This window comes from Streptomyces sp. NPDC049687 (assembly GCF_044465285.1).
Classification (GTDB): Bacteria; Actinomycetota; Actinomycetes; order Streptomycetales; family Streptomycetaceae; genus Streptomyces.
The window spans coordinates 249,225-272,498 of the sequence record NZ_JBITLN010000001.1 but is presented as its reverse complement, the minus strand read 5'-3'; the positions used below and the strand labels follow the sequence as shown (position 1 = coordinate 272,498).

At 71.5% G+C, this 23,274-nt stretch carries 22 protein-coding genes; 16 read left to right on the top strand and 6 right to left on the bottom strand.

What is annotated here, in order from left to right:
* The first annotated feature begins 9 nt into the window (after nucleotides 1-9).
* Nucleotides 10-1,005 (top strand): DUF3068 domain-containing protein, encoded by a 996-nt coding sequence (locus tag ACIBVL_RS01270; RefSeq protein WP_399089820.1) that lies wholly within the window; start codon nucleotides 10-12, stop codon nucleotides 1,003-1,005.
* Here ACIBVL_RS01270 and hrpB read toward each other — a convergent pair.
* Nucleotides 995-3,541, bottom strand: a complete 2,547-nt coding sequence (gene hrpB, locus ACIBVL_RS01265) for an ATP-dependent helicase HrpB (RefSeq protein ID WP_399091961.1) — start codon at nucleotides 3,539-3,541, stop codon at nucleotides 995-997. The two genes, ACIBVL_RS01270 and hrpB, sit on opposite strands and share 11 nt — an antisense overlap.
* An 82-nt stretch (nucleotides 3,542-3,623) precedes the next feature.
* The gene (locus ACIBVL_RS01260) at nucleotides 3,624-4,559 is read right to left on the bottom strand and encodes a class I SAM-dependent methyltransferase (RefSeq protein ID WP_399089817.1); all 936 of its coding nucleotides are present in this window, start codon (nucleotides 4,557-4,559) and stop codon (nucleotides 3,624-3,626) included.
* Nucleotides 4,560-4,836: 277 nt separating this feature from the next.
* Between ACIBVL_RS01260 and rpsA the strand changes: the two genes are divergently transcribed.
* The 5 genes from rpsA (at nucleotide 4,837) to ACIBVL_RS01235 (ending at nucleotide 10,289) form a co-directional block, all read left to right on the top strand.
* Nucleotides 4,837-6,330 carry a 30S ribosomal protein S1 gene (rpsA, locus tag ACIBVL_RS01255; protein ID WP_067015219.1) on the top strand — a complete coding sequence of 498 codons (1,494 nt, stop codon included), beginning with the start codon at nucleotides 4,837-4,839 and terminating at the stop codon, nucleotides 6,328-6,330.
* Between the two features lie 270 nt (nucleotides 6,331-6,600).
* The gene (locus ACIBVL_RS01250) at nucleotides 6,601-8,130 is read left to right on the top strand and encodes a flavin monoamine oxidase family protein (RefSeq protein WP_399091958.1); all 1,530 of its coding nucleotides are present in this window, start codon (nucleotides 6,601-6,603) and stop codon (nucleotides 8,128-8,130) included.
* Between the two features lie 111 nt (nucleotides 8,131-8,241).
* On the top strand, nucleotides 8,242-9,180 hold the full coding sequence (locus tag ACIBVL_RS01245; protein ID WP_399089813.1) for a PAC2 family protein: 939 nt from the start codon (nucleotides 8,242-8,244) through the stop codon (nucleotides 9,178-9,180).
* A gap of 63 nt (nucleotides 9,181-9,243) precedes the next feature.
* The gene (gene coaE / locus ACIBVL_RS01240; protein ID WP_399089810.1) at nucleotides 9,244-9,858 is read left to right on the top strand and encodes a dephospho-CoA kinase; all 615 of its coding nucleotides are present in this window, start codon (nucleotides 9,244-9,246) and stop codon (nucleotides 9,856-9,858) included.
* A gap of 50 nt (nucleotides 9,859-9,908) precedes the next feature.
* A complete protein-coding gene (locus ACIBVL_RS01235) occupies nucleotides 9,909-10,289 on the top strand; it encodes a tetratricopeptide repeat protein (RefSeq protein WP_399089807.1) in 381 nt (126 codons plus the stop codon).
* Between the two features lie 9 nt (nucleotides 10,290-10,298).
* Here ACIBVL_RS01235 and ACIBVL_RS01230 read toward each other — a convergent pair whose 3' ends face one another.
* Nucleotides 10,299-10,565, bottom strand: a complete 267-nt coding sequence (locus tag ACIBVL_RS01230; protein WP_399089804.1) for a DUF6343 family protein — start codon at nucleotides 10,563-10,565, stop codon at nucleotides 10,299-10,301.
* Between the two features lie 86 nt (nucleotides 10,566-10,651).
* Here ACIBVL_RS01230 and ACIBVL_RS01225 point away from each other — a divergent pair, with 86 nt between their 5' ends.
* From ACIBVL_RS01225 to ACIBVL_RS01210, 4 genes are all read left to right on the top strand, one after another.
* Entirely contained in the window at nucleotides 10,652-10,888 is a 237-nt protein-coding gene (locus ACIBVL_RS01225; protein ID WP_399089801.1) for an acyltransferase domain-containing protein, read from the top strand.
* On the top strand, nucleotides 10,889-11,149 hold the full coding sequence (locus ACIBVL_RS01220; RefSeq protein ID WP_399089798.1) for a hypothetical protein: 261 nt from the start codon (nucleotides 10,889-10,891) through the stop codon (nucleotides 11,147-11,149).
* A 74-nt stretch (nucleotides 11,150-11,223) separates the two neighbouring features.
* Entirely contained in the window at nucleotides 11,224-11,907 is a 684-nt protein-coding gene (locus ACIBVL_RS01215; RefSeq protein ID WP_399089795.1) for a class I SAM-dependent methyltransferase, read from the top strand.
* Nucleotides 11,908-11,969: 62 nt separating this feature from the next.
* Complete coding sequence (locus tag ACIBVL_RS01210) at nucleotides 11,970-12,731, top strand: uracil-DNA glycosylase (RefSeq protein ID WP_399089792.1); 762 nt, start codon at nucleotides 11,970-11,972, stop codon at nucleotides 12,729-12,731.
* A gap of 47 nt (nucleotides 12,732-12,778) precedes the next feature.
* On the opposite strand, the gene ACIBVL_RS01205 is transcribed toward ACIBVL_RS01210, so the two are convergent.
* Complete coding sequence (locus ACIBVL_RS01205; protein WP_399089789.1) at nucleotides 12,779-13,369, bottom strand: TetR/AcrR family transcriptional regulator; 591 nt, start codon at nucleotides 13,367-13,369, stop codon at nucleotides 12,779-12,781.
* 154 nt (nucleotides 13,370-13,523) lie between these two features.
* Here ACIBVL_RS01205 and ACIBVL_RS01200 point away from each other — a divergent pair, with 154 nt between their 5' ends.
* Together ACIBVL_RS01200 and pip are read left to right on the top strand one after the other, a co-directional pair.
* A complete protein-coding gene (locus ACIBVL_RS01200) occupies nucleotides 13,524-14,543 on the top strand; it encodes an aldo/keto reductase (protein WP_399089786.1) in 1,020 nt (339 codons plus the stop codon).
* Nucleotides 14,544-14,621: 78 nt separating this feature from the next.
* Nucleotides 14,622-15,590 (top strand): prolyl aminopeptidase, encoded by a 969-nt coding sequence (pip, locus tag ACIBVL_RS01195; protein WP_399089783.1) that lies wholly within the window; start codon nucleotides 14,622-14,624, stop codon nucleotides 15,588-15,590.
* Nucleotides 15,591-15,603: 13 nt separating this feature from the next.
* Here pip and ACIBVL_RS01190 read toward each other — a convergent pair whose 3' ends face one another.
* Complete coding sequence (locus tag ACIBVL_RS01190) at nucleotides 15,604-17,088, bottom strand: LamG domain-containing protein (protein ID WP_399089780.1); 1,485 nt, start codon at nucleotides 17,086-17,088, stop codon at nucleotides 15,604-15,606.
* Nucleotides 17,089-17,196: 108 nt separating this feature from the next.
* Nucleotides 17,197-17,847, bottom strand: coding sequence for a GntR family transcriptional regulator (locus ACIBVL_RS01185; RefSeq protein ID WP_399089777.1), 651 nt, complete (start codon nucleotides 17,845-17,847; stop codon nucleotides 17,197-17,199).
* A 173-nt stretch (nucleotides 17,848-18,020) separates the two neighbouring features.
* Here ACIBVL_RS01185 and ACIBVL_RS01180 point away from each other — a divergent pair, with 173 nt between their 5' ends.
* The 4 genes from ACIBVL_RS01180 to ACIBVL_RS01165 all read left to right on the top strand — a co-directional run bounded on the left by ACIBVL_RS01180 (nucleotide 18,021) and on the right by ACIBVL_RS01165 (nucleotide 23,272).
* Entirely contained in the window at nucleotides 18,021-19,487 is a 1,467-nt protein-coding gene (locus tag ACIBVL_RS01180; protein ID WP_399091955.1) for an NCS1 family nucleobase:cation symporter-1, read from the top strand.
* Between the two features lie 5 nt (nucleotides 19,488-19,492).
* Entirely contained in the window at nucleotides 19,493-20,221 is a 729-nt protein-coding gene (locus ACIBVL_RS01175; RefSeq protein ID WP_399089774.1) for an aspartate/glutamate racemase family protein, read from the top strand.
* 172 nt (nucleotides 20,222-20,393) lie between these two features.
* Nucleotides 20,394-21,185: a nucleotidyltransferase family protein gene (locus tag ACIBVL_RS01170; RefSeq protein WP_399089771.1), complete on the top strand. Its 792-nt coding sequence runs from the start codon at nucleotides 20,394-20,396 to the stop codon at nucleotides 21,183-21,185.
* Nucleotides 21,186-21,394: 209 nt separating this feature from the next.
* Entirely contained in the window at nucleotides 21,395-23,272 is a 1,878-nt protein-coding gene (locus ACIBVL_RS01165; protein ID WP_399089768.1) for an FUSC family protein, read from the top strand.
* Nucleotides 23,273-23,274 lie beyond the last annotated feature (2 nt).

Below are 23,274 nucleotides of genomic sequence, written 5' to 3'. Positions count from 1 at the left end.
GAGGCCGAGATGCACCGCAAGGCAAGCCTGGTCCTGCTCGCCCTCGCCGTGTTCTTCGCGGCGCTGTCCCCGCTGCTGCGCTGGTACGCCTTCCCACGCCTGGCCAAGATCCCGGCCAACGAGTACCAGACGATGGTCCTGGAGGCGAAGAACGCCACCCTCCTCGACTACGGCACCATGACCGCCCGCACGGTCCCCAAGGTCACCGTCGTGCAGACCCTCAAGGGCAACGTGCAGGCCTCGGAGAAGATCGAGAAGACGGCGGGGCGGGACGTCGTCGTCTGGGACGGCCTGTCCTACATCCAGGGCCCCGACGGCAAGATGGTCTCCAAGGTCCCCGAGCGCTACATCTTCGACGCCCACAGCCAGGAACCCGTCCACGCCACCGGCGAGATGGTCGACGGCGACCCGGTCCGCCGCGAGGGCATCGAGTTCAAGTGGCCCTTCATGACCGAGAAGCGGGACTACGAGTACTTCGACGCCCAGGCCCGCACCACGGCGCCCATCCACTACAAGGGCACCCAGAACTTCCGCGGAGTGGAGGTCTACTACTTCGAGCAGACCATCCCCTGGACCAAGGTCCCCATGCCCAGGACGATGCCCGTCGCCGGCATCACCCCCGAGACCGTCGCCAAGACCGGCACCACCCGCTGGTACACCACCGTCCGCAAGTTCTGGGTGGAGCCCCTGACCGGGGCACCCGTCTACGGGGAGGAGATCCACAAGGAGGAACTGCGCGGCGGCAGCCTCCTGGGCGGCCGGGCGAAGGTCACGGCGTTCGCGGGCCACGTGAAGATGCGCGAGGACTACATCGAGCACACGGTGGCCCTGGTCAAGCACAACCGCACCCTGGTCCTGCTGATGACGTCCTACCTGCCCAAGGCCTTTCTCGCGCTGGGCGTCCTGCTGCTCGCCCTGGCGCTGTACCTGGAGGCCCGGAGCAGGCGCCCGGCCGGCGGCCCGCCACCGGCCCGGCCGGCCGACCGGGAAACGCTTACCGCCTGAGCCGCGCGTTGGTGTGCCGCGTCGGCTCGGCGGAGGTGGGATCCTCCGGCCACGGATGCTTCGGATACCGGCCGCGCAGTTCCGCCCGCACCTTCTGGTAACCGTCCTTCCAGAAGGACGCGAGATCGGAGGTCACGGCGGCCGGCCGCCCGGCGGGGGAGAGGAGGTGCACGAGCAACGGCACTCCGGCGACCCGCGGCGACTCCTGGAGCCCGAACATCTCCTGCAGCTTCACCGCGAGGACCGGCCGCTCCGGATCCGCGTAGTCGATCCGGATCCCGGACCCGCTCGGCACGGTGATCCGCTCCGGCGCCAGCTCGTCGAGCCGGGCCGCCTCCCCGGAGGCCCAGGGCAGCAACCGCCCGAGCGCCTCCCTCGCGTCGATCCGCGCGAGATCGCTCCGCCGCCGGGCCCGGCCCAGCTCGGGCTCCAGCCACTCGTCCACGCGCGCGTGGAGCGCCGCGTCGGACACATCGGGCCACGGCTCGCCCAGGTGCAGCCGCAGAAACGCGAGCCGCCGCCGCAGCACGTCCGCCTCGGCGGACCACCGCAGCATCCGGAAACCTTCCTGCCCAAGCCCCTCGACAAGCGCCTCGCGCACGAGACCGGCGTCGGCCTCCCGCAGCGGCCGCACCGCCAGCTCCACGGCCCCCAGCCGTTCGACGCGCCGCGCCACGACGTCCCCGCCGGCCCAGCGGACCTCCTCCCGCTCGTCGAGCAGCGCCCCCGCCGCAAGCCGCGCCACCTCCTCGTCGACGACCGCCGCGAGCTGCACACGCGCGTGCCCCTTCCCGACGGGCCGGTCGGCGACGGCCACGGCGAGCCAGGGGGCGGAACGCAGGGGCGAGCCCTCGCGCAGCTCGGCACGGGTCCCGGACACCATGAGGTAGGAGTCCCCATCGGCTCTGGCGAGCCGCTCCGGGAAGGCGAGGGCGACGACGAGGCCGACGAGGCCTTCGTCGGTGACGCCGGTGCGGGAGAAGCCTTCGACGTTCACCTCTGTCGAACGGGGGCCGGGCGGGTGGGACAGCTCCGTGGCGACGACGGCCCGCAGCCGCCGAACCTCGGACCGCCACCGGGACGCATAGGCGTCACCCCCACGCCGGGCACTCCGCATGGCAGCGGCCAGATCATCCCCGTACTCCCGCGGAGCCTCCTCACTCAACAACGCGACCACCTCGGCCACCCGCTCCGGTCCCACCAGCGAGGCCCCGTCCACCAACGCCCTCCCCAGCCGCGGGTGCAACCCGAGCCGGGCAAGCCGCACCCCCCTGCGCGTGGCCCGGCCGGCCGAGTCGACCGCTCCGACAGCCCTCAGCAGACGCCGTGCCGCCGCCATCGCCCCGCCCGGCGGCGGATCCAGCAACGCCAGCCCGGACGCCTCCGGATCGCCCCAGCAGGCCGTCTGCAGGGCGAACGCGGCGAGGTCGGCGACTTTGATCTCCGGCGCCGGGAACCGCGGCAGACGGGCGTCCTCCGCCTCCGTCCAGCACCGGTAGACCGCGCCCGGCGCCTCACGCCCGGCCCGCCCGGCCCGCTGCCGCGCCGCCGCCTGCGAGGCCCTCACGGTCGTCAGCGCGCTCAGCCCGCGCGCGTGGTCCACCCGCGGCTCCCGTGCCAGACCCGAGTCGACGACCACCCGCACACCGGGCACCGTCAGCGAGGACTCCGCGACGGAGGTGGCCAGCACCACCCGGCGCCGCTCACCCGGCGCCAGCACCGCGTCCTGCACCGCCGCGGGCGCCCGCCCGTGCACCTGGAGCACGTCCACGCCGTCCAACGCCCCGAGCCGTCCCGCGACCCGCGCGATCTCGCCGACGCCCGGCAGGAAGCACAGCACGTCCCCCGACCGCTCGGCCAGCGCCCGCCGCACCACCGACGCCACGTGCGCGAGCAGCGCCGGATCGACCCGCATCCCGTGCGGCGGCCGTACCGGACGCGCCGGAGGCGCCCAGACCACCTCCACGTCGTACGCGGGGCCGTGGGCCTCCACCACCGGCGCCCCGCCCAACAGCCGCGCCCACCCCGCCGTGTCCGTCGTCGCGGACGCGGCCACCAGCCGCAGCTCGGGCCGCAGCGTCTGCCTCACGTCCCACAGGAAGGCGGCCGACGTGTCCGCGTCCAGATGCCGCTCGTGGCACTCGTCGAGCACGACCACGTCGACGCCCGGCAGCTCCTGATCGCGCTGAAGGCGCTGGAGCAGTACCCCGGTCGTGACGACCTCCACGCGCGTGTGCCGCCCGACGACCCGCTCCCCGCGCACCGTGAAGCCGACGCTCTCGCCGGTCCGCTCGCCCAGCAGCCACGCCATCCGCCGGGCGGCCGCCCGTGCCGCGATCCGCCGCGGCTCCGCCACGACCACCCGCCGCACCGGCCCCTCGCCCAGCAGCCCGGCGAGCGCCAGCGGCACCAGCGTCGTCTTGCCGGTGCCGGGCGGCGCGGCCAGGACGGCGGTGCCGTGCCCGTCCAGAGCGTCGTTCAGGGCGGGCAGGGCGGCGCGCACGGGCAGCGCGTCCAGGGCGTCGTCACGGAGGATCACGCCCCCAGTGTCGTACGCCTCCCGCGAACCGTACGTACGCGCACGCGCCCCACACGCGCGTGCGCGCAGGCGCGTTCCGTCAGTCCCGCTCGCAGACGAAGATCGCCGTGCCCGGGATCAGGTTCCCGCGCAGCGGCGACCAGCCGCCCCACTCGGCGGTGTTCCAGACCGGCCACTCCGGCTCGGCCAGGTCGACCAGGCGGAAACCGGCCGCCACGATGTCGCGGACCCGGTCGCCGAGCGTGCGGTGGTGCTCGACGTACACCGCGTTGCCCTCCTCGTCGATCTCGACGTACGGCGTGCGGTCGAAGTACGAGGCGGAGACGGACAGGCCCTCGGGGCCCGGCTCGTCCGGGAACGCCCAGCGGATCGGATGGGTGACGGAGAAGACGAAACGGCCGCCCGGGCGCAGGACGCGGTGGACCTCCTTCAGGACCAGCACCGGATCGGCGACGAAGGGCAGCGCCCCGTACGCCGAGCAGGCCAGGTCGAAGGAGCCGTCCGCGAAGGGCAGCGCGCCCGCGTCGGCGCACACCAGCGGGAACGTCCCGCCGATGCGCAGGGCGTGCTGGAGCTGGCGGTGGGAGAGGTCCAGGGCGACCGGACGCGCTCCCTGGGCGGCGAGCCAGCGCGAACACTGGGCCGCGCCGGCGCCGATCTCCAGGACCTCCTTGCCCTTGAGACCCTCGGGCGGGCCGAGCAGCTCGGCCTCCAGCTCGTCGAGACCCTCGGGGCCCCACACGAAGCGGTCGTCGCCGAGGAACGTGCCGTGCTCGATCTGGTACTCGTCCGCGTTGCGGTCCCACCAGCCCCGGTTGGCCCGGGAGCTCTCCGTGACGTCGGCGTCGCGCCGGGTGGCCTCGGGCTCGGAGCCCGGCTCGGGAATCCGCGCGGACGATGCGGGCTCTTGGATGATCGGCTCCCTCGTCGTACTCTTCCGTCCAACCCGCCCGACGGTGCACCGCGGTGTCGCCGGAGGGGCTTCCTGCGGCCTGCGTGGCCTCAGGAAACACATTGTGTGCCGGGTATGAGGCGATCCGCCCCGGGTGTGCGCCTTCGCGCATTGACCCTGTCCGGCTGCCCCCGTATGCTACAAGTTGCGCTGCGGGCCTGCGCACCTCAGACGGAGCAGGCTGCGCTCGCATCTGTTGTATGTCCCCTCGGTTGTCGAGGCGCCGTCGCCAGTTCGCTGGTGGGGCGCTTCCTAGGCTGTCCGGCTTCTTCAGAGCGATACGGGCTCCCGGCGTAGCAGTACCTACGACTTCAATGTCCGTACCGGAGCCCTTTCCCACATGACGAGCAGCACCGAGACCACCGCCACCACCCCGCAGGTTGCGGTCAACGACATCGGTAACGAGGAAGCCTTCCTCGCCGCGATCGACGAGACGATCAAGTACTTCAACGACGGCGACATCGTCGACGGCGTCATCGTGAAGGTCGACCGGGACGAGGTCCTGCTCGACATCGGTTACAAGACCGAAGGCGTTATCCCGAGCCGTGAGCTCTCGATCAAGCACGACGTCGACCCCAATGAGGTCGTCGCCGTCGGTGACGAGATCGAAGCCCTTGTTCTCCAGAAGGAGGACAAGGAAGGCCGCCTGATCCTCTCGAAGAAGCGCGCCCAGTACGAGCGTGCCTGGGGCACCATCGAGAAGATCAAGGAAGAGGACGGGATCGTCACCGGTACCGTCATCGAGGTCGTCAAGGGTGGTCTCATCCTCGACATCGGCCTCCGTGGCTTCCTCCCGGCCTCCCTGGTCGAGATGCGCCGCGTTCGCGACCTCCAGCCCTACGTGGGCAAGGAGCTCGAGGCCAAGATCATCGAGCTCGACAAGAACCGCAACAACGTGGTCCTCTCCCGCCGTGCCTGGCTGGAGCAGACCCAGTCCGAGGTCCGCCAGACGTTCCTCACGACCCTCCAGAAGGGTCAGGTCCGTTCCGGTGTGGTCTCCTCGATCGTCAACTTCGGTGCCTTCGTGGACCTGGGTGGCGTCGACGGTCTGGTCCACGTCTCCGAGCTGTCCTGGAAGCACATCGACCACCCCTCCGAGGTCGTCGAGGTCGGCCAGGAGGTCACGGTCGAGGTCCTCGACGTCGACATGGACCGCGAGCGCGTCTCCCTGTCGCTGAAGGCGACCCAGGAAGACCCGTGGCAGCAGTTCGCCCGCACCCACCAGATCGGCCAGGTCGTGCCCGGCAAGGTCACGAAGCTGGTTCCGTTCGGTGCGTTCGTCCGCGTGGACGAGGGCATCGAGGGTCTGGTCCACATCTCCGAGCTGGCCGAGCGCCACGTGGAGATCCCGGAGCAGGTCGTCCAGGTCAACGACGAGATCTTCGTCAAGGTCATCGACATCGACCTCGAGCGCCGTCGCATCAGCCTCTCGCTGAAGCAGGCCAACGAGTCCTTCGGTGCCGACCCGGCCTCGGTCGAGTTCGACCCGACCCTGTACGGCATGGCCGCGTCCTACGACGACCAGGGCAACTACATCTACCCCGAGGGCTTCGACCCCGAGACCAACGACTGGCTCGAGGGCTACGAGAAGCAGCGCGAGGAGTGGGAGCGCCAGTACGCCGAGGCGCAGACCCGCTTCGAGCAGCACCAGCAGCAGGTCATCAAGTCCCGCGAGGCCGACGCCGCTGCCGCGGCCGAGGGCGGCGAGGCTGCGGCTCCGGCCGCGTCCGGTGGCGGCTCGTACTCCTCCGAGGGCGCGGACACCTCCGGTGCCCTGGCCTCGGACGAGGCGCTTGCCGCGCTGCGGGAGAAGCTGGCGGGTGGGCAGAGCTGACGCCCACTGATCAGTAGCTCTTCTTGACCGAGGGCCCGTACCTTTCCAGGTGCGGGCCCCTCGGTCTTTTTGCGGTCGGCGCCCTCGCCGTTGTGGAAACGTACGGGATACACGAGTAACTGACGGGCTGTAACCCGCCACTGGGACGCTTCCCCGGTCTTCGTTCAAGATCGAAAGGGGAGCCCAGTCATGGCACAGCCTCAAGCCGGGTCGGGAACGAGCAGGCGGGCGTTCTTACGGAACGTCGGTCTCACCGGCGGCGCCGGCACCATGTTCGCCACCATGGGAGCCCTCGGCCTCGCCCCCACCGCGCAGGCCGCCGCGCGCGAGACACCCTTCCGTGCGCCGAGCGCGAGCGACTTCCACCTCACCGGCCGCGCCGCCGCCAGGGTCGTCGTCATCGGCGGTGGTATCGCCGGTCTCACGGCCGCGTACGAACTCGGCAAGGCCGGCTACGACTGTACGGTCCTGGAGGCCAGGGACCGCACCGGCGGGCGCAACTTCACCGTACGCGGCGGCGACACCACCACCGACCTCTACGGCCACACGCAGACCGCCCGCTTCGCCGACGGGCACTACATGAACGCCGGACCCGCCCGCATCCCCCAGTGGATGGTCACCCTCGACTACTGCCGTGAACTCGGTGTTCCGATCGAGGTGTTCACCAACGTCAACGCGGACGCCTACCTCTTCAACGAGTCCGCCGGCATGACCCGGCCGGAGCGCTACCGCACCGCCAAGGCCGATGTCTACGGTCATGTCTCAGAGTTGCTCGCCAAGGCGACCGACAAGGGCGCCCTCGACGCCGAGCTGACGGCCGAGGACCGAGAACGGCTCATCGACTTCCTCAAGGACTGGGGCGAACTCGGCGACACCCTGTCGTACGAGGGTGGCGAGCGGCGCGGTTACACGACCGTTCCCGCCGCGGCCGGGACGCCGGGTGTGCTGCTCGGGGACGTTCCGGCCGCCTCCGAGGTCTTCGCCAGCGGTGTCGGACGGTACTTCTCCTTCGAGTTCGGCTTCGACCAGGCCATGCTGATGTTCCAGCCGGTCGGCGGCATGGACCGGATACCCAAGGCGCTCACACGAGCGATCGGCGGTACCGGCAGGATCCGTACGGGGGCCGTGGTCACGAAGATCACCGACACCGGGCGCGGTGTCACCGTGGTGTACACCCAGGGCGGCCGTACGCGAGTCGTCGAGGCCGACCACTGCGTCGCAGCCCTCCCGCCCAACATCCTCGCCAAGGTGCCCCACAACCTCGGCTCCGGCGTGCAGGGCGCACTGGAGGCGATCACCCCGTCGTCGGCGGCCAAGATCGGCCTGGAGTACCGCTCCCGCTGGTGGGAACTGGACCACCGCATCTACGGCGGCATCACCGAGACCGACCAGGACGTCACCCACATCTGGCACCCGTCGTACGGCTTCCACGGCGAACGCGGCATCCTCATCGGCTACTACAACTACGGCACCGACGCCGACTCCTACGCCAGGCTCACCCCCGAGGCCCGCGAGAAACGGGCGGTGGCCGCCGGAGTGAAGATCTACGGCGCCAAGTACCGCACCGAACTCGCCTCCTCCTTCTCCCACCACTGGCGCCAGACCCCGCACCTGGAGGCGGCCTGGCACAGCACCCCGGGCGGCCCCGACGACCCCCGCTACAAGCCGCTCAACGAGCCCACCGGACGCGTCCACTTCGCCGGTGACTGGCTCAGCTACACCGACGCCTGGCAGCACGGCGCCTTCACCTCCGCGCGCAGGGCCGTGACCGCGCTCCACGCGCGCGTGCTGGCCTCCTGAGACGGCCGGCCTTGAGAAGGACGTAGAAGTCACCTGATCAGGGGCGTGGGCCGGGAATGCCCACGCCCCCGCGCGCGTTGTGATGGAGGAACACGAGGAGGAGCGGTCCAAGTGCTTGATCCGCAGGGTTTGTACGCATGGGAGCCGAAGGGGCTGGCCGTCGTCGACATGGCGCTGGCTCAGGAGTCGGCCGGACTTGTCATGCTCTACCACTTCGACGGATACATCGACGCGGGCGAGACCGGTGACCAGATCGTCGACCGGCTGCTCGACTCGATGCCCCACCAGGTCGTCGCCCGCTTCGACCACGACCGACTGGTGGACTACCGCGCGCGTCGGCCGCTGCTGACCTTCAAGCGCGACCGCTGGACGGAGTACGAGGAGCCGGCCATCGAGGTGCGCCTCGTCCAGGACACCACCGGAGCGCCCTTCCTGCTGCTGTCCGGCCCGGAACCGGACGTGGAGTGGGAGCGCTTCGCGCTGGCGGTGAAGCAGATCGTGGAGCGGCTGGGCGTTCGCCTGTCCGTGAACTTCCACGGCATCCCCATGGGCGTCCCGCACACCCGCCCGGTGGGCCTGACCCCGCACGGCAACCGCGCGGACCTGGTCCCGGGCCACCGCAGCCCCTTCGACGAGGCCCAGGTTCCCGGCAGCGCCGAGGCGCTCGTCGAGTACCGCCTCCTGGAGGCCGGCCACGACGTCCTGGGCGTCGCCGCGCACGTCCCGCACTACATCGCCCGTTCCGCGTACCCGGACGCGGCCCTGACCGTCCTGGAGGCGATCACCGCGGCGACCGGCCTGGTCCTGCCGGGCATCGCACACAGCCTGCGCACGGACGCGCACCGTACGCAGACGGAGATCGACCGCCAGATCCAGGAGGGCGACGAGGAGCTCACCGCCCTCGTCCAGGGCCTGGAGCACCAGTACGACGCCGCCGCGGGCGCCGAGACGCGGGGCAACATGCTCGCCGAGCCGGTGGAGATCCCGTCGGCGGACGAGATCGGTCAGGAGTTCGAGCGCTTCCTGGCGGAGCGCGAGGGCGACAACTGATTCAAGGGCATCGCGTCGGGCCTGCCGGGTGCGTTGTCACCGGCAGGCCCTAAGCTTCCGCTCATGCTGAAGGTGGGCCTGACCGGCGGGATCGGCGCCGGCAAGAGCGAGGTGTCCCGGCTGCTCGTCGCGTGCGGGGCCGTACTCATCGACGCGGACCGCATCGCGCGCGAGGTCGTCGCACCGGGAACGCCGGGGCTGAGGGCGGTGGTCGACGCCTTCGGCGAGGGCGTGCTCGCTGCGGACGGCAGCCTCGACCGCCCGCAACTGGGCTCGATCGTCTTCGCCGACCCGGAGAAGCTGGCCGTCCTCAACTCGATCGTCCACCCGCTGGTCGGCGCCCGCTCGCGCGAACTGGAGACAGCGGCCCCCGAGGACGCCGTCGTCGTCCACGACGTCCCGCTCCTCACCGAGAACGGACTCGCCCCGCTGTACGACGTCGTGATCGTCGTCGACGCCGACCCCGAGACCCAGCTCGACCGGCTGGTACGGCTGCGCGGCATGACCGAGGAGGACGCCCGCGCCCGGATGGCCGCCCAGGCCACCCGCGAGAAACGCCGGGAGATCGCCGACATCGTGATCGACAACGACGTACCGCTCCCGGAGCTGGAGCGGCGCGTGCAGGACGTGTGGGCCGAGCTGGTGCGCAGGGCGCACGCGACAGGGGGCCCGGAATAGGGGTCCTCGCTCCGCGCGTTGAACCCTCTCAGCAAGGGAAGGATTTTTCCGTGCCCGATACCAGCGGTTCGACCGGACGTACTCCGGAGACGCACGTCATCGACTTCCGTGCCGCGGAGCAACTGCTCGCCGCACGGGACCCGCGGGGCGCGGTGAAGCTGCTCGACCGTGTCATCGCCGCTCACCCCGAGAACACCGCCGCCCGTCTGCTGCGCGCCCGTGCCTTCTTCGCCGCCGCGCAACTCAGGCCCGCGGAGCTCGAGTTCGCCGTCGTACTGGAGCGGGAGCCGGACAACGCGTTCGCCCACTTCGCGCTCGCCCGCACCTACGAACGGCAGGGACGCGGTGACCAGGCCAAGCGCCACTTCCGCCTGGCGGCCGCGCTGGACCCCAACCCCCAGTACTTGAAAGCGGCCCGCTTCGAGACCTGAGCCGGTGTCTCAGGGATGGGGGTGCTCCGGCGGCCGGTACGGCGGGATGTCGCGGCCCGGCTGGTAGTGCGGGCCCTGCCGGAGGTGCCTGAGGACCATCGTCAGATCCGCGGTCACGACCAGCCAGAGCACACCGCAGGCGACCGCCCACCCGGTACGGCCCGCGAGGGCGAACGCGGCCGTCCCGAAGACCGCCCAGGCGAACCCCCACAGACTCAGCCAGAGGCGCATCCGCAGTGCACTGCGCGCTGTCGTCGGCTCACTGCCCGTACGCATCGGATCACCACTCCTCACGTGAAACGTACTCTTCGCCCCGGACGTTCTCCAGGGGAGCCGAGCGGCTCCAGAGGGGGGTGGGCGCCGTGCCGCCGGACGCCGACGAACCGGCCGAGGCGTTCCTCGACCTCGGAGTACCGCACCAGGACATCGACGAAGCCGTACGGCTGAGGCGACGGTTCGCCGGTGACGCGGAGACGCTGCGGGCGCTGGAGGAGGCCGTCGGGAAACTCGTCGACGGGATGGGCGGGATCCGCTGCGGGACCGACTTCCCCGAGCTCCTGGGCGGGGCGGGGCCGCGGGCGCGGTACTTCCCCCTGTAGGTGTTCGCCGCTGCGCTGCCGTCCGTACGGGCTCACCACGGTGAGCGCGGCATCCCGGAGGAGGACCGCTTCCAGAACCGCTTCCACCTCGGCCACCTGTCGGTCGAGCCGGAGGACACGGTGCCCGTCCGCTTCGTCTTCGGCACCACCGACGTGCCGCTGGACCGGCGGCCGAGGGACACGGTTCTCCAGCGCGCCGTCGCGGACCATCTGCGGGAGGGCGGGCACTGGTTCGTCGGCCGCGGATGGCTCCCGCTGTGACTCGAACGGGTGAACCCGGTCCGGGCGGGAACGGCAGTCCGAGAACTGGCCGTTGGACGGGCATGAGGCTGAACATGCGAGAGGGACACAAAGGCACGGGGCCCGGCGCGATGACCCCGGACGGCTGCGCGGTCGAGCTCTACTCCCGCCTGCCCGTGGGGAAGGAACCGGATGTCGTTTCGGCGGCGGTGCCCGCCGGCGCGCAGATCCTGGAGCTGGGCAGCGGCGTCGGGCGGGTGACCCACGCCCTCCTGGAGCGCGGGTTCACGGTCACCGCGGTCGACGAGTCCGCCGACATGCTGGAGCGCGTCCGCGGCGCCCGCACGATATGCGCCTCGATCGAGGACCTCGACCTGGGCGAGACCTTCGACGTCGTGATGCTCGCGTCGTTCCTCGTGCACAGCGGGGACGTCGATGTACGACGGGGCCTACTGCGCACCTGCGTCCGGCACGTCGCCGAGGGCGGGTGCGTGCTGATCCAGCGCGAGGGAGCGGACCACCACACCGACCTGCCCCGTGAGCGTGTCGACCCGAGCGGCTTCACCCTGCGGATCCTGTCCTCGGAACCCGTCGGCGAGGGGGTCCACTCGGTGCACGCGGAGTACGAGTTCCCGGACGCGGTATGGACGCAGACCTTCCGCGCCAGACCGCTGACCGGGGAGCAGTTCGAGGAGGCGCTGGCGGAGGCGGGCCTGCGAGTGGACCGGTGTCTGACGGAGGACGGGACCTGGGTGAGGGCGGTGCGGGCGGGGGAGTAGGCCGGTGGCGGAGGGAGTCCGAGGGCGGCGGTGCCCGAGGAACCCGGCCGTACGGTGGAGGCATGGACACCCCGCACCGCCCGGACCCGGCCGACGGCACCACCGGCCTCAGCGGTAGCACGGCTCTCACGGCTCTCGACCGGCGGGTCGCCGGCTGTCGGGCCTGTCCCCGGCTCGTGGCATGGCGTGAGGAGGTCGCCCACACCAAGCGCGCGGCCTTCGCGGACTGGACGTACTGGGGCCGTCCGGTCCCCGGCTTCGGTCCACCGGACGCCCGGCTGCTGATCGTCGGACTCGCCCCGGCCGCGCACGGCGGCAACCGCACCGGCCGGATGTTCACCGGCGACCGTTCCGGGGACGTGCTGTACCAGGCGCTGTACGACGTGGGGCTCGCCTCGCAGCCCACCTCCGTCGCCGCCGACGACGGACTGGAGCTGTACGGGGTGCGGGTGACCGCGCCGGTGCACTGCGCTCCACCCGCCAACAAGCCCACCCCCGACGAGCGGAACACCTGCCGGCCCTGGCTCGTCCAGGAGGTGCGGCTGCTGCGGCCGACGCTGCGCGCCGTCGTCGTCCTCGGCGCGTTCGGCTGGCATGCCGCGCTGCCCGCGTTCGCCGAGGCGGGCTGGACGGTGCCCCGGCCCCGCCCCGTCTTCGCGCACGGGACACGGGTGTCGCTGCCAGGGCAGGAAGCGTACGACGGGCTGGAGTTGTTCGGCTGCTTCCACGTCAGCCAGCGCAACACCTTCACCGGCCGGCTGACCCCCGAGATGCTGAGGGACGTGCTGCGCACGGCGGCGGTCGCGGCGGGACTGCTGAAGTAGGCGCCTGCCGTAGGGGGTGGCCGGACCGCATCAGCCCGCCTGCCCGGTCAGTGCGTCCGGCGCAGTCCCGCGATGAGGAGTCCCACCAGCCGGCGCGCGTCGTACTGGGGGTTGTTCTCCGCGCCGATGCAGAGGTTGCCGACACCGCGCATGAGTTCGAGGGCGCCTACGTCGGAGCGGATCTCGCCGGCGTCGGCCGCGGCTTCGAGCAGTTGCCCGCACACGGGCACGAGCCGGTCGATGAAGTAGGCGTGCAGGGTCTGGAAGCCGGTGTCGTCGGACTGAAGTACGCCGGCGAGACCGTGCTTGGTGACGAGGAAGTCGACGAAGAGGTCGATCCATTTCCCCAGTGCGGCGTAGGGGGTGGGGCTGCTCGCCAGCAGGGCCGGACCGGCTTCGGCGCAGGCCTCCACCTGGTGCCGGTAGACCGCGATGATGAGATCCGCCCGGGTCGGGAAGTGGCGGTAGATCGTGGCCGTCCCGACGCCGGCCTTGGCCGCGATGTCACGTACCGGCGCCTCCACGCCTGACGCGACGAAGACCGCGGCGGCCGCGTCGAGCAGGGTCTCCTCGTTGCGCCGGGCGTCCGCCCGCTTGGGCCGGGCCGCGCGCCCCGCGCCTCCGCTGCTGTCGTGCATCGCTGTGCTCCCTCCGGTCCCGACGTTGCTAAACGGGACACCGTTCCGTATCGTCAAGCGGGACGCGGTTCCGTTTGCTCATGTTGGCAGAGCAAGGGGCCCGTGACCAGCCATGCATTCCACCATGCTTCACACCCCTCCAGGAGACACAGTCATGCAGTACCGCACTTTGGGACGCACCGGTGTGCAGGTCAGCTCCCTCGCGCTCGGCGCGATGAACTTCGGCAGGATCGGACGCACCACCCAGGACGAGGCCACCGCCATCGTCGACGCCGCCCTCGAGGCCGGGATCAACCTCATCGACACCGCCGACATGTACGGCGACGGCGAGTCGGAAGAGATGGTCGGCAAGGCCATCGCCGGCCGACGCGACGACATCGTGCTCGCCACCAAGGCGGGCATGCCCATGAGCGACGAGCGCAACCATCAGGGCAGTTCGCGCCGCTGGCTGGTCACCGCCTTGGACAACAGCCTGCGGCGGCTCGGTGTCGACCATGTCGATCTCTACCAGATCCACCGCTGGGACCCGCGCACCGGCGACGAGGAGACCCTGTCGGCGTTGACCGATCTGCAGCGGGCGGGAAAGATCCGCCACTTCGGCTCCTCGACCTTTCCCGCGTACCGCATCGTGCAGGCCCAGTGGACCGCCCGTGAGCACCACCTCGGCCGCTACGTCACCGAGCAGCCCAGTTATTCGATCCTTCAGCGCGGCATCGAGAGCCATGTGCTGCCCGTGACCGAGGAGTACGGGATGGGCGTGCTGGTGTGGAGCCCGCTGGCCTCGGGCTGGCTGACAGGCGCGATCCGTGAGGGCCGGGAGATCACCACCAGCCGCTCGACGTTCATGCCGCAGCGCTTCGACACCGCCATGCCCTTCAACCGGGCCAGGATGGACGCCGTCGAGCAGCTGGCCAAGATCGCCGACGCGGCGGGCCTGACGATGATCCAGCTCGCCCTCGGTTTCGTGACCGCACACCCCGCCGTGACCAGCGCGCTCATCGGCCCCCGCACCTCGGACCACCTGCAGGCCCAACTCGCCGCAGCCGACACCGTGCTCTCCGCCGACGTGCTCGACGCGATCGACGCCGTCGTCACGCCCGGCACCGACATGGCCGCGCACGAGAAGTTCGACACCCCGCCCGCGCTGCTCGATCCGTCACTTCGGCGCCGCTGACCGTTCGCGGCGCACGCGCGACGGTCCCCCGGCGGGCGGCGTCAAATGTCGCGACGACGGCGGCACTAGGGTGCCCGGATGGGCGCTTATCCGGAGATCGAACCGTACGACCACGGCATGCTCGACGTCGGGGACGGCAACCGCGTGTACTGGGAGACCTGCGGGAACCCGAAGGGCAAGCCCGCGCTGGTGCTGCACGGAGGGCCGGGCTCCGGGGCGAGCCCGTGGGTCCGGCGGCTGTTCGATCCGCAGGCGTACCGGATCGTGGTGCTCGACCAGCGGGGCTGCGGACGGTCCACCCCGCGCGCGAGCGCGTACGACACCGACATGAGTGTCAACACCACCGCGCACCTCCTGGCCGATCTGGAGCTGCTGCGCACGCGGCTCGGGATCGAGCAGTGGCTGGTGTGGGGCGTGTCGTGGGGGTCGGTGCTGGCGCTGCGGTACGCGCAGACGCATCCCGGCGTGGTGAGCGAGCTGGTGCTGACCGGGGTGGCGACCGGGTCGGACGCCGAGGTGGAGCTGCTGACCAGGGGGCTCGGGACCTTCTTCCCCGAGGCCTTCGAGCGGTTCCTGGCCGAGCTGCCCGAGGGCGAGGCGCGGGAGGGCGATCTGCCGGCCGCGTACAACCGGCTGCTGGAGTCGCCCGATCCGCGGGTACGGGAGCGGGCGGCGCGGGCGTGGACGGACTGGGAGACGGCGATCATCCCGGCGCCGCCGCGCTCCGTGGAGCGGTTCGAGGATCCGGCGTTCCGCATGGGGTTCGCCCGTACGGTCACGCACTACTGGGGCCGGGGCCACTTCCTGGGCGAGGAGGCCCATGGGGAGGGCGTGGTGCTGCGCGACGCGCACCTCCTCAAGGGCGTCCCGGGCACCCTCGTCCAGGGCAGCCTCGACTTCGGCAACCTCCTCGGCACAGTCTGGCGGCTTCACCATGCCTGGCCGGACAGCCGGTTGGTGGTCGTGGACCAGGCCGGGCACGACGCGAGCGCGCCGGGCGTGGTGGAGGCGCTGGTGGCGGCCACCGACGCGTACGCCCGGCGCTGACGCCCGACCGGGCTCAGACGATCCGGGCCGCCGCGATCGGCCGCTCCGACACCGGCCAGGTGTTCGTCGACTTGGCGGAGTTGACGCTCCACCGGTAGCGGGAGAACTCCCCGGTGGCGTCTGAGGCGTAGAACATCATGTGGCCGATGCCGACGCCCTGGAAGTTCGCGCCGTCCACGTCGCTGACCATGCGGGTGTCCGGATACAGGGCGTAGTTGGTCTTCCCGTACACGCCGTGCGGTTCGGAGGTGCAGTCGACGACCTCGACGGCGTACTGGGTCTCGCCGCTGAAGTCCGCCACCCCGCTGAAGACGCCCTTCACCTCGCGGACCATGACGATGTGTCCGGTGTTGTCCACGACCTTGCCCATGTAGTCGACCGCGATCAGATCGCCCGGCCGCAGGTCGGTGATCTTGCGGATGCGCTGGAAGCGGGGGCCGCCGGTGCCGTCGGTGAACGCCTTGCGGTAGTCGGCGGCCTCGGGGATGCGGTCCTGGAAGTACTGGCGGAAGTAGTCGTCCGTGGCCCAGCCGTAGGTGTGCTTCAGCACCCAGGTGAGGAAGGACGAGCAGCGGGCGTGGGCGATCCAGCTCGCCAGGTCGTCGGGCGTGCCCCAGGTGACGGTGGAGGGGGAGTCGATCAGATAGCGGTTGTTGGCCCGGGCCGTCTGCCCGCTGATCAGCGAGATCTCGTCGGCGGTCAGGACGCGGCCGTAGGCGCGGACGTCGTCGACCGATCCCTTGAAGCGGTTGACGTACGCGCCGTCCCAGCGGGCCCGGCCGATGTTGAAGCCCTGGGTGGCGGCCCAGGACAGGGCCGCGTCGGCGCTGCTCTGCCACACGCCGTTGACGTACAGGTGGATGCGGGTGCCGTCCCAGACTCCGGTCAGGTGGGTCCAGACGCCGGTTTCGGTGACAGGGGTGGTGGCCTCCGTCGAGATCTTGACGCTCTGGTCCTCGCTGCGCACCTTGAACGCCCATGTGCCCGCGGTGTCGTCGTACTGGAGGAGGAAGCGGCTGCAGCCGGCGCCGTCCTGGCTGACGGCCGTGTACATGTTCGTCAGGTCGGCGGGGCTGGTGGTGTCGTTGGACAGACGCACCCAGGCCGCGACCGTGAACGGGGCCGTGGTGTCCAGCACGGAGGTGGTGGCTGCGTACGCGCCCGAGGTGCCGTCGAGACTCAGCTCGCCGCCGGCCCGCAGGGTGGTCCAGCTCGCGCCACTGCCCAGGGTGAGGGGCCGCTCGCGGCCGGAGCGGTCGGCGCCGGAGCCGTCCAGGGGCCAGTGCCCGGCGAGGCCGGTGGGCAGATGGCCGGCCGCGAGGAGCCGTTGGTACTGCACCATCCGCTCGGCCTCCAGGAGATGGGGCGCGGCGACCGGGGTGAACGGGGTGTCCAGCGGGGCGTCGGCGGCGGCGCTCCCCGCACCGCCGAGTACGCCGGTCATCGCGCCCGCCCCCACGAGTGCGGCTCCGCTCAACAACCCGCGTCTGCTGACCATGTTCCTGTTCTCCTCCCGTTGGGTGTGCAGTCGGGAGAGTCTATTCAGACGACTGTTCGGGTCGGCTGGGCGGGTGGCCGACCGGGGAGGCGACGAGGCCGATTCCGCTCAGCCGAAGAGGTGCCGCACGCTCGAGCGGTAGTTGGCCTGGACATGGTGGAGTGCGTGGGCGCGGGCCCGGTCGGGGTCGCCGGAGGCGATCGCGTCGTACAGCTCGCGGTGCTCGGTGAGGAGTTGGGGCCACTCCGTGTTCTGCCGGGTGAGCCAGCGCATGCGGCCGTCGACGGGTTCCATGACCGAGATCAGCAGGCTGTTGCCCGCCATGGCCAGGATGCCGTCGTGGAAACGGGTGTTGATGTCGGTGATCGTCTCGGCGTCCCCGGCGGCCGTCGCCGTCGCCGCCTGGTCGAGCAGTTCGCGCAGCTGCGCGAGGGCCTCCGGGGTGGCCCGTGACGCGGCCAGCCCCGCCGCGTACACCTCCAACGCCTCGCGCAGCTCGAAGAGTTCCTTGACGTCGTCGGGCGTGAGGCGGCGAACGACGGTGCGGCGCGCGGACTCGAAGAGGACGAAGCCCTCGGAGACAAGGGACCGGATCGCCTCCCGGACCGGTACCCGTGAGACACCGAACCGCTCGGCCAGTTCGCGCTCGACGAGCCGGTCGCCGGGACGCAGGCGGCCCGCGATGATGTCCTGCCGCAGGGTGGCCAGGACGCGCTCGCGCACCGCTCCGAGGGGTTCGATCTTCGCCGTGGAGCTCATGGGTGCCATCTTCGCCGACGCGTGGGTGCTTTTACGGAGCCGTAACGGGGCGGACATCGGTCGGAATGCTTGAAGGGAGGACCATGACGGCAGTTTGGTATACCAAACAGATCGCCAACCGACTCGGCAAGCAGCCCTCCGCCACCCCCCGTCCCGTCGCTCATGGAGGCCCCGTGTCCCTCGCCGACAGCGCCGAAGCCACCGGCGCACCAGCGTTCGTCCCCGACCCCCGGCTCACCAACGAAGACCTCGCACCCGCCGAGAAGCGGAACTGGAAGGTCTTCGACCTCTTCGCCATGTGGATGTCCGACGTCCACAACCTCGGCAACTACACCTTCGCCGCCGGTCTGCTGGTCCTCGGCATGAACGTCTGGCAGGTCTTCACCTCCCTCCTCGTCGGCTTCGTGCTCATCTACGTCGGCATGAACTGGATGGGGAGGATCGGCCAGCGGCACGGCGTGCCGTTCCCCGTCGTCAGCCGGATCAGCTTCGGAGTGTGGGGCGCCAACATCCCGGCCCTCATCCGGGCCGTGATCGCCATCATGTGGTACGGCATCCAGACCTACCTGGCGTCCGTCGCCGTCAACGTGATGCTGCTGGCGGCGTGGCCGGGCCTGGAGTCCTGGACGCACAACTCCTTCCTGGGCCTGGACGCGCTGGGCTGGGTCTCCTTCGTCTCGCTCTGGCTGATCCAGGCGGTGATCATCAGCCAGGGCATGGAGTCGGTGCGCAAGTTCCAGGACTTCTGCGGACCGGCGATCTGGCTGGTGATGATCGCGTTGGCCGTCTGGGTCCTGGCCAAGGCCCACTGGACCATCTCGCTCACCACCACCCCGCACCCGGTCTCCGTCGGCGAGCAGTGGCGGCAGTGGTTCGGCGCGATCGGGCTGATCCTCGCCACCTACGGCACCCTGATGCTCAACTTCTGCGACTTCTCCCGCTTCGCGCCCGACTACAAGACCGTCCGGCGCGGCAACTTCTGGGGTCTGCCCATCAACTCCACGGCCTTCGTGGTCGTCTCGGTGATCGTGACGGCCGGTTCCCTGGAGGTGTTCGGCGAGGCCATCACCGACCCGGCTGAGCTGGTGGCCAAGGTCGGCAACACCTGGGTGATGGTGCTGGGCGCCTTCACCTTCGCCGTCGCCACCATGGGCGTCAACATCGTCGCCAACTTCGTCTCCCCGGCGTACGACCTCGCCAACGTCTGGCCGCAGAAGATCACCTTCAAGGTCGGCGGCATGATCAGCACCGTCGCCGCACTGGTCGTCACCCCCTGGAACCTCTTCTCCAACCCGACCGTCGTCAACTACTTCCTCGGTGGCCTCGGCGCCTTCCTCGGCCCGCTGTTCGGCGTGATCATGGTCGACTACTACCTGGTCAAGCGCGGCCGCGTCGACGTGAACGAACTCTTCGACGCCACCCCCGGCTCCCGCTACTACTACCGCAAGGGCGTCAACCCCAAGGCACTGTGGGCGTTCCTCCCCTCGGCCGCGGTCGCGGCGGTGCTCGCCCTGGTGAAGACCTTCGGCGACATCGCCCCGTACTCCTGGTTCATCGGTACGGCACTGGCGGCCGGCCTGTACGTCCTGCTGACCCGCGGTGAGCGGGCGGCCGTCCCCGAGCAGCCCGCGGAGGTCTGAGAAGCGTGCGGAACGTACGGATCGTCGTCACCAACTGCAACACCACGCAGGAGATGACCGAGGAGATCGTGCGAGGTGCCCGGGCCGCGGCCGGCCCGGGCACCACCGTGACCGGACTGACCCCCGCCTGGGGTCCGGAGTCGGCGGAGGGCTGGCTCGACAGCTACCTCTCGGCCGCGGCCGTCATCGACACCCTCCGCACCTACGACGGCCCGCCCTACGACGCCGTCGTCATGGCCGGCTTCGGCGAGCACGGACGCGAGGGCGTCCGGGAACTGGTGGACGTCCCCGTCGTCGACATCACCGAGGCCGCGGCCCACCTCGCCTGCCTCCTGGGCCGCCGCTACGGCGTCGTCACCACCCTGGAGCGGTCCTGCGGCCAGATCGAGGACAGCCTGGAACTGGCCGGCGTGGGCCGTAACTGCGCCGCCGTCGTCGGCACCGGCCTGCGCGTCCTCGACCTGGGCTCGGGCGACACCGACCGCACGGAAACAGCCTTCCTGGCCGCCGCCGAACGCGCCCGGGACGCCGGAGCCGAGGTCCTCGTCCTCGGCTGCGCCGGCATGACGGGCCTGCAGCGAGCGGTCGGCGACAAGCTGGGCCTTCCGGTCGTCGACGGGGTGGGGGCGGCGGTGAAACTGGCCGAGGCGCTGGTGGACCTGGGCCTGACCACGAGCCGGTCGGGAAGCTTCGCGAAGCCGGTGCCGAAGCGGAGGGGGTGGCGGCCCGAGTGAGCGGTCACGCGGTCAGCGGCGGGGCGGGCAAGCTGCTGGCGTTGCAATGCCCGGCAGGGTCCGATGCCCGAGGGGACGCGCGAGCGCGAAATGCCTCGCACCTCATTCCGGCCGTCGCGTAGTCTCCAGGCGCTTCCCTGTCCGCCGCCACTCCACGCTCCGGGGTCATCGGGTGTCCTCTGCCGACGAACGCGCCTTCCTCGACGCCACCGCCGACCGTCTCGCCGCGCTCCCCGGAGTCCGGGCCGTGGCGCTCGGCGGTTCCCGGGCCGAGGGGGTCCATCGGGCCGGCAGCGACTGGGACCTGGCCGTCTACTACCGGGGCGCCTTCGACCCCGACGACCTGCGGGCCGTCGGCTGGGAGGGGCAGGTGTCGGAGATCGGCGAGTGGGGCGGCGGGGTCTTCAACGGCGGTGCCTGGCTGACCGTCTGCGGGCGGCGGGTCGATGTGCACTACCGGGATCTCGACGTCGTCGAGCACGAGTGGGCCGAGGCGGAGGAAGGGCGGTTCCGGGTGGAGCCGTTGATGTTCCATCTCGCGGGGATCCCGAGCTATCTCGTCGTCGCCGAGCTGGCCGTCAACCAGGTACTGCGCGGCGAACTGCGCCAGCCCGTGGCATACCCCGCCGAACTCCGCCGGACCGCCCCCGGACGCTGGTACGGGACCGCCCGCGCCACTCTCGCCTACTCCAAGGCCGCCCACGCGCCCGCCGGACGGCGTACCGAGGCCGCCGGGGCGCTCGCCGTGGCGGCCGCGCAGGTGGGGCACGCGGTGCTGGCGGCCCGCGGGGAGTGGGTGACGAACGAGAAGCGGCTGCTGGAAAGGGCGGGACTGCGGGGCGTGGATGAACTCATCGCCCTTCTCGGCACCGCGTCCGGTGATCTCGTGACCGCGGTCGAAAGGGCCGAGTCGCTCTTCGCGGAATGCGTACGGGCGGCCTCGGAAAACAATGGCGCCGAATGACTCTTCCCGTCTTCGCGGTACCAGAAGTGCTCTTCCGGGCGTTGCGTTCATAAAGAAAGCGGGATTCGGCCCAGCCGTCACCTCGCCGAAACGCAACGGTCCCACTCCCTCCAGGACCGCCCCGTACCGTGGACACACAGCTCACCGCTGACCGCCCCGGCCACCGTCGCCCGAAGGCACACCCCCGCCCTCGATACGACAGGAGCTACGTGTCCCCGCGTTCCCCCGTTGCCGTTCGCACAGTACTGCCGCCCTGGCTCGCCCACGCCCTGCGGGCCCAGCGCGGTCCCGTCCCCTGGAGCGCCGTCACGCGCGGGGCGTTGGCCGCCGGGCCGCTGCTGCTCGTCGCGGTTCTCGCCGGCCGGGTCTCCCTCGGGGTGGTCGCCGCCATCGCCGCGATGCTCGCCGGGATCAACGACCGGCCCGGCAGCCGGCGGGCCGCCGTCAGGCGGCTCGGGGCGCCCGCGCTCGCGGGAGCGGGCGGGATGCTCGTCGGGACGTACGTCGGGGAGCACGTGGGCGCCGTCGCGCTGACAGCCGTACTGACCGGGCTCGGGCTGTTCGCGGGCGGGATCAGCGCCATCGGGCCCGTCGCCTCCGGGGCGGGGACACAGCTGCTCGTCGCCGCGGCCATCGGGGCCGGGATGCCCGTGCCGGAGGCCGGGTGGGTCCGCGCGCTCGCCTTCGTCGCGGGCGCCGGATGGCTGCTCGTGCTGCGGCTCGCGCTGCCCACGCCCGGCGCGATGACCGGCGACTTCCGCTTCGACGGGGAGCGCCACGCGGTGGCCGGGGTGTACGACGCCGTCGCCGCGCTGCTGGACGCCACCGGCACCGAGGACGCCACCGCCCGCCGCGCCGCCCTCACCGCCGCCCTCGACCACGCCCAGGACGCCCTCACCGGCCCCCGCCTGCGCCGCTACGCCAGCTCCGCCGCCGAACGGCGACTGCACGCCCAGTACGCCGCCGCCCTGCCCCTCGCCGAGGCCGCGACCGCCCTCGCCTGGGCCGGGGAACCCGTCTCCGAACGGGCCGCCGCGGGACCCCGCCGGCTCGCCGCCGCCGTACGCGAGAACACCTCCACCGGGCCGCTGCCCGCGCCCTCCCGGTCCGCGCCCGCGCTGCGCGCCCTCGACGACGCGCTGCTGCACGCCGCCGACGCCTTCGACCAGGGCGGCGGAACCGATCTGCACACCCGGCGGCGCAGTGCCCGCGACCTGCTGCGGACCGCGTTCGGAGCCGGCGGGCGCGAGTACGGGCCGCGGGTCGCGCTCTGCTTCGGGGCCAGCGCCGCCATCGCCCAGGCCCTGCACCACTCCCACTGGTACGGGCAGCACACGCACTGGTACTGGCTGCCCGCCACCGCCGTCTTCCTGGTCAAGCCCGATCTCGGACCCCTGGTGTCCAGGGTGCTGTGCCGGGCCGCCGGGACCGTGCTCGGGGCGCTGCTCTTCGCCGGGTTCGCCGCCGTACTGCCCCGGCCGGAGGGGCTCATCGCTCTGGTCGCCGTCTGCGGGGCGCTGGTTCCCGTGTCCACCCGGCACTTCGCCGCGCAGACCGCCGTGGTCACCGTGCTCGTACTGTCCCTCGTGATGGTCGGCGGCGAGCCCCAGGCCTCCGTCAGCCGGATCGCGGAAACCCTGCTGGCCTGCGCGCTCGTGCTGATCGTCGGGCATCTGCCGATGCCGGGGGAGCGCGGCGGGCAGGTGCGCGCCCGACTCGCCGCGGCCACGAGCGCCGCGCACGCCTACCTCACCCACGTCCTCTACGGCTCCGACGACCGCGCCGCCCGCTGGACCCTGCGCCGCGAGGCCTACCGCACCCTCGCCGAGGCCCGCACCGCCATCGCCCTCGCCGCCCATGAACTGCCCGCCCTCGCCCGGCACACCGAGGGCACCGACGAGGTCGCCGCCGTCCTCGAACGGCTCGTCGACACCACCACCGCCTGCGCCGTCCACCTCGACGACACCGGCCGGCTCGACCCGGCGCACCGAGCGCAGCTCGCCGACCTCCTCGGCGAACTCGACGTACGGAGGGAGGGAGTGGGGCTGACGACGTCGGTGTCCGTGCTGCCGCTCGCGGTCCGGTGAGG

Bases quoted from the DNA above. Each gene is read 5' to 3' on its own strand.
- ACIBVL_RS01210 (WP_399089792.1), top strand. From the start codon at position 11,970: ATGGACACCCCGCACCGCCCGGACCCGGCCGACGGCACCACCGGCCTC.
- ACIBVL_RS01190 (WP_399089780.1), bottom strand. From the start codon at position 17,088: ATGGTCAGCAGACGCGGGTTGTTGAGCGGAGCCGCACTCGTGGGGGCG.
- ACIBVL_RS01215 (WP_399089795.1), top strand. From the start codon at position 11,224: ATGCGAGAGGGACACAAAGGCACGGGGCCCGGCGCGATGACCCCGGAC.
- ACIBVL_RS01270 (WP_399089820.1), top strand. From the start codon at position 10: ATGCACCGCAAGGCAAGCCTGGTCCTGCTCGCCCTCGCCGTGTTCTTC.
- ACIBVL_RS01185 (WP_399089777.1), bottom strand. From the start codon at position 17,847: ATGAGCTCCACGGCGAAGATCGAACCCCTCGGAGCGGTGCGCGAGCGC.
- ACIBVL_RS01250 (WP_399091958.1), top strand. From the start codon at position 6,601: ATGTTCGCCACCATGGGAGCCCTCGGCCTCGCCCCCACCGCGCAGGCC.
- coaE (WP_399089810.1), top strand. From the start codon at position 9,244: ATGCTGAAGGTGGGCCTGACCGGCGGGATCGGCGCCGGCAAGAGCGAG.
- rpsA (WP_067015219.1), top strand. From the start codon at position 4,837: ATGACGAGCAGCACCGAGACCACCGCCACCACCCCGCAGGTTGCGGTC.
- pip (WP_399089783.1), top strand. From the start codon at position 14,622: ATGGGCGCTTATCCGGAGATCGAACCGTACGACCACGGCATGCTCGAC.
- ACIBVL_RS01205 (WP_399089789.1), bottom strand. From the start codon at position 13,369: ATGCACGACAGCAGCGGAGGCGCGGGGCGCGCGGCCCGGCCCAAGCGG.
- ACIBVL_RS01230 (WP_399089804.1), bottom strand. From the start codon at position 10,565: ATGCGTACGGGCAGTGAGCCGACGACAGCGCGCAGTGCACTGCGGATG.
- ACIBVL_RS01200 (WP_399089786.1), top strand. From the start codon at position 13,524: ATGCAGTACCGCACTTTGGGACGCACCGGTGTGCAGGTCAGCTCCCTC.
- ACIBVL_RS01260 (WP_399089817.1), bottom strand. From the start codon at position 4,559: ATGTGTTTCCTGAGGCCACGCAGGCCGCAGGAAGCCCCTCCGGCGACA.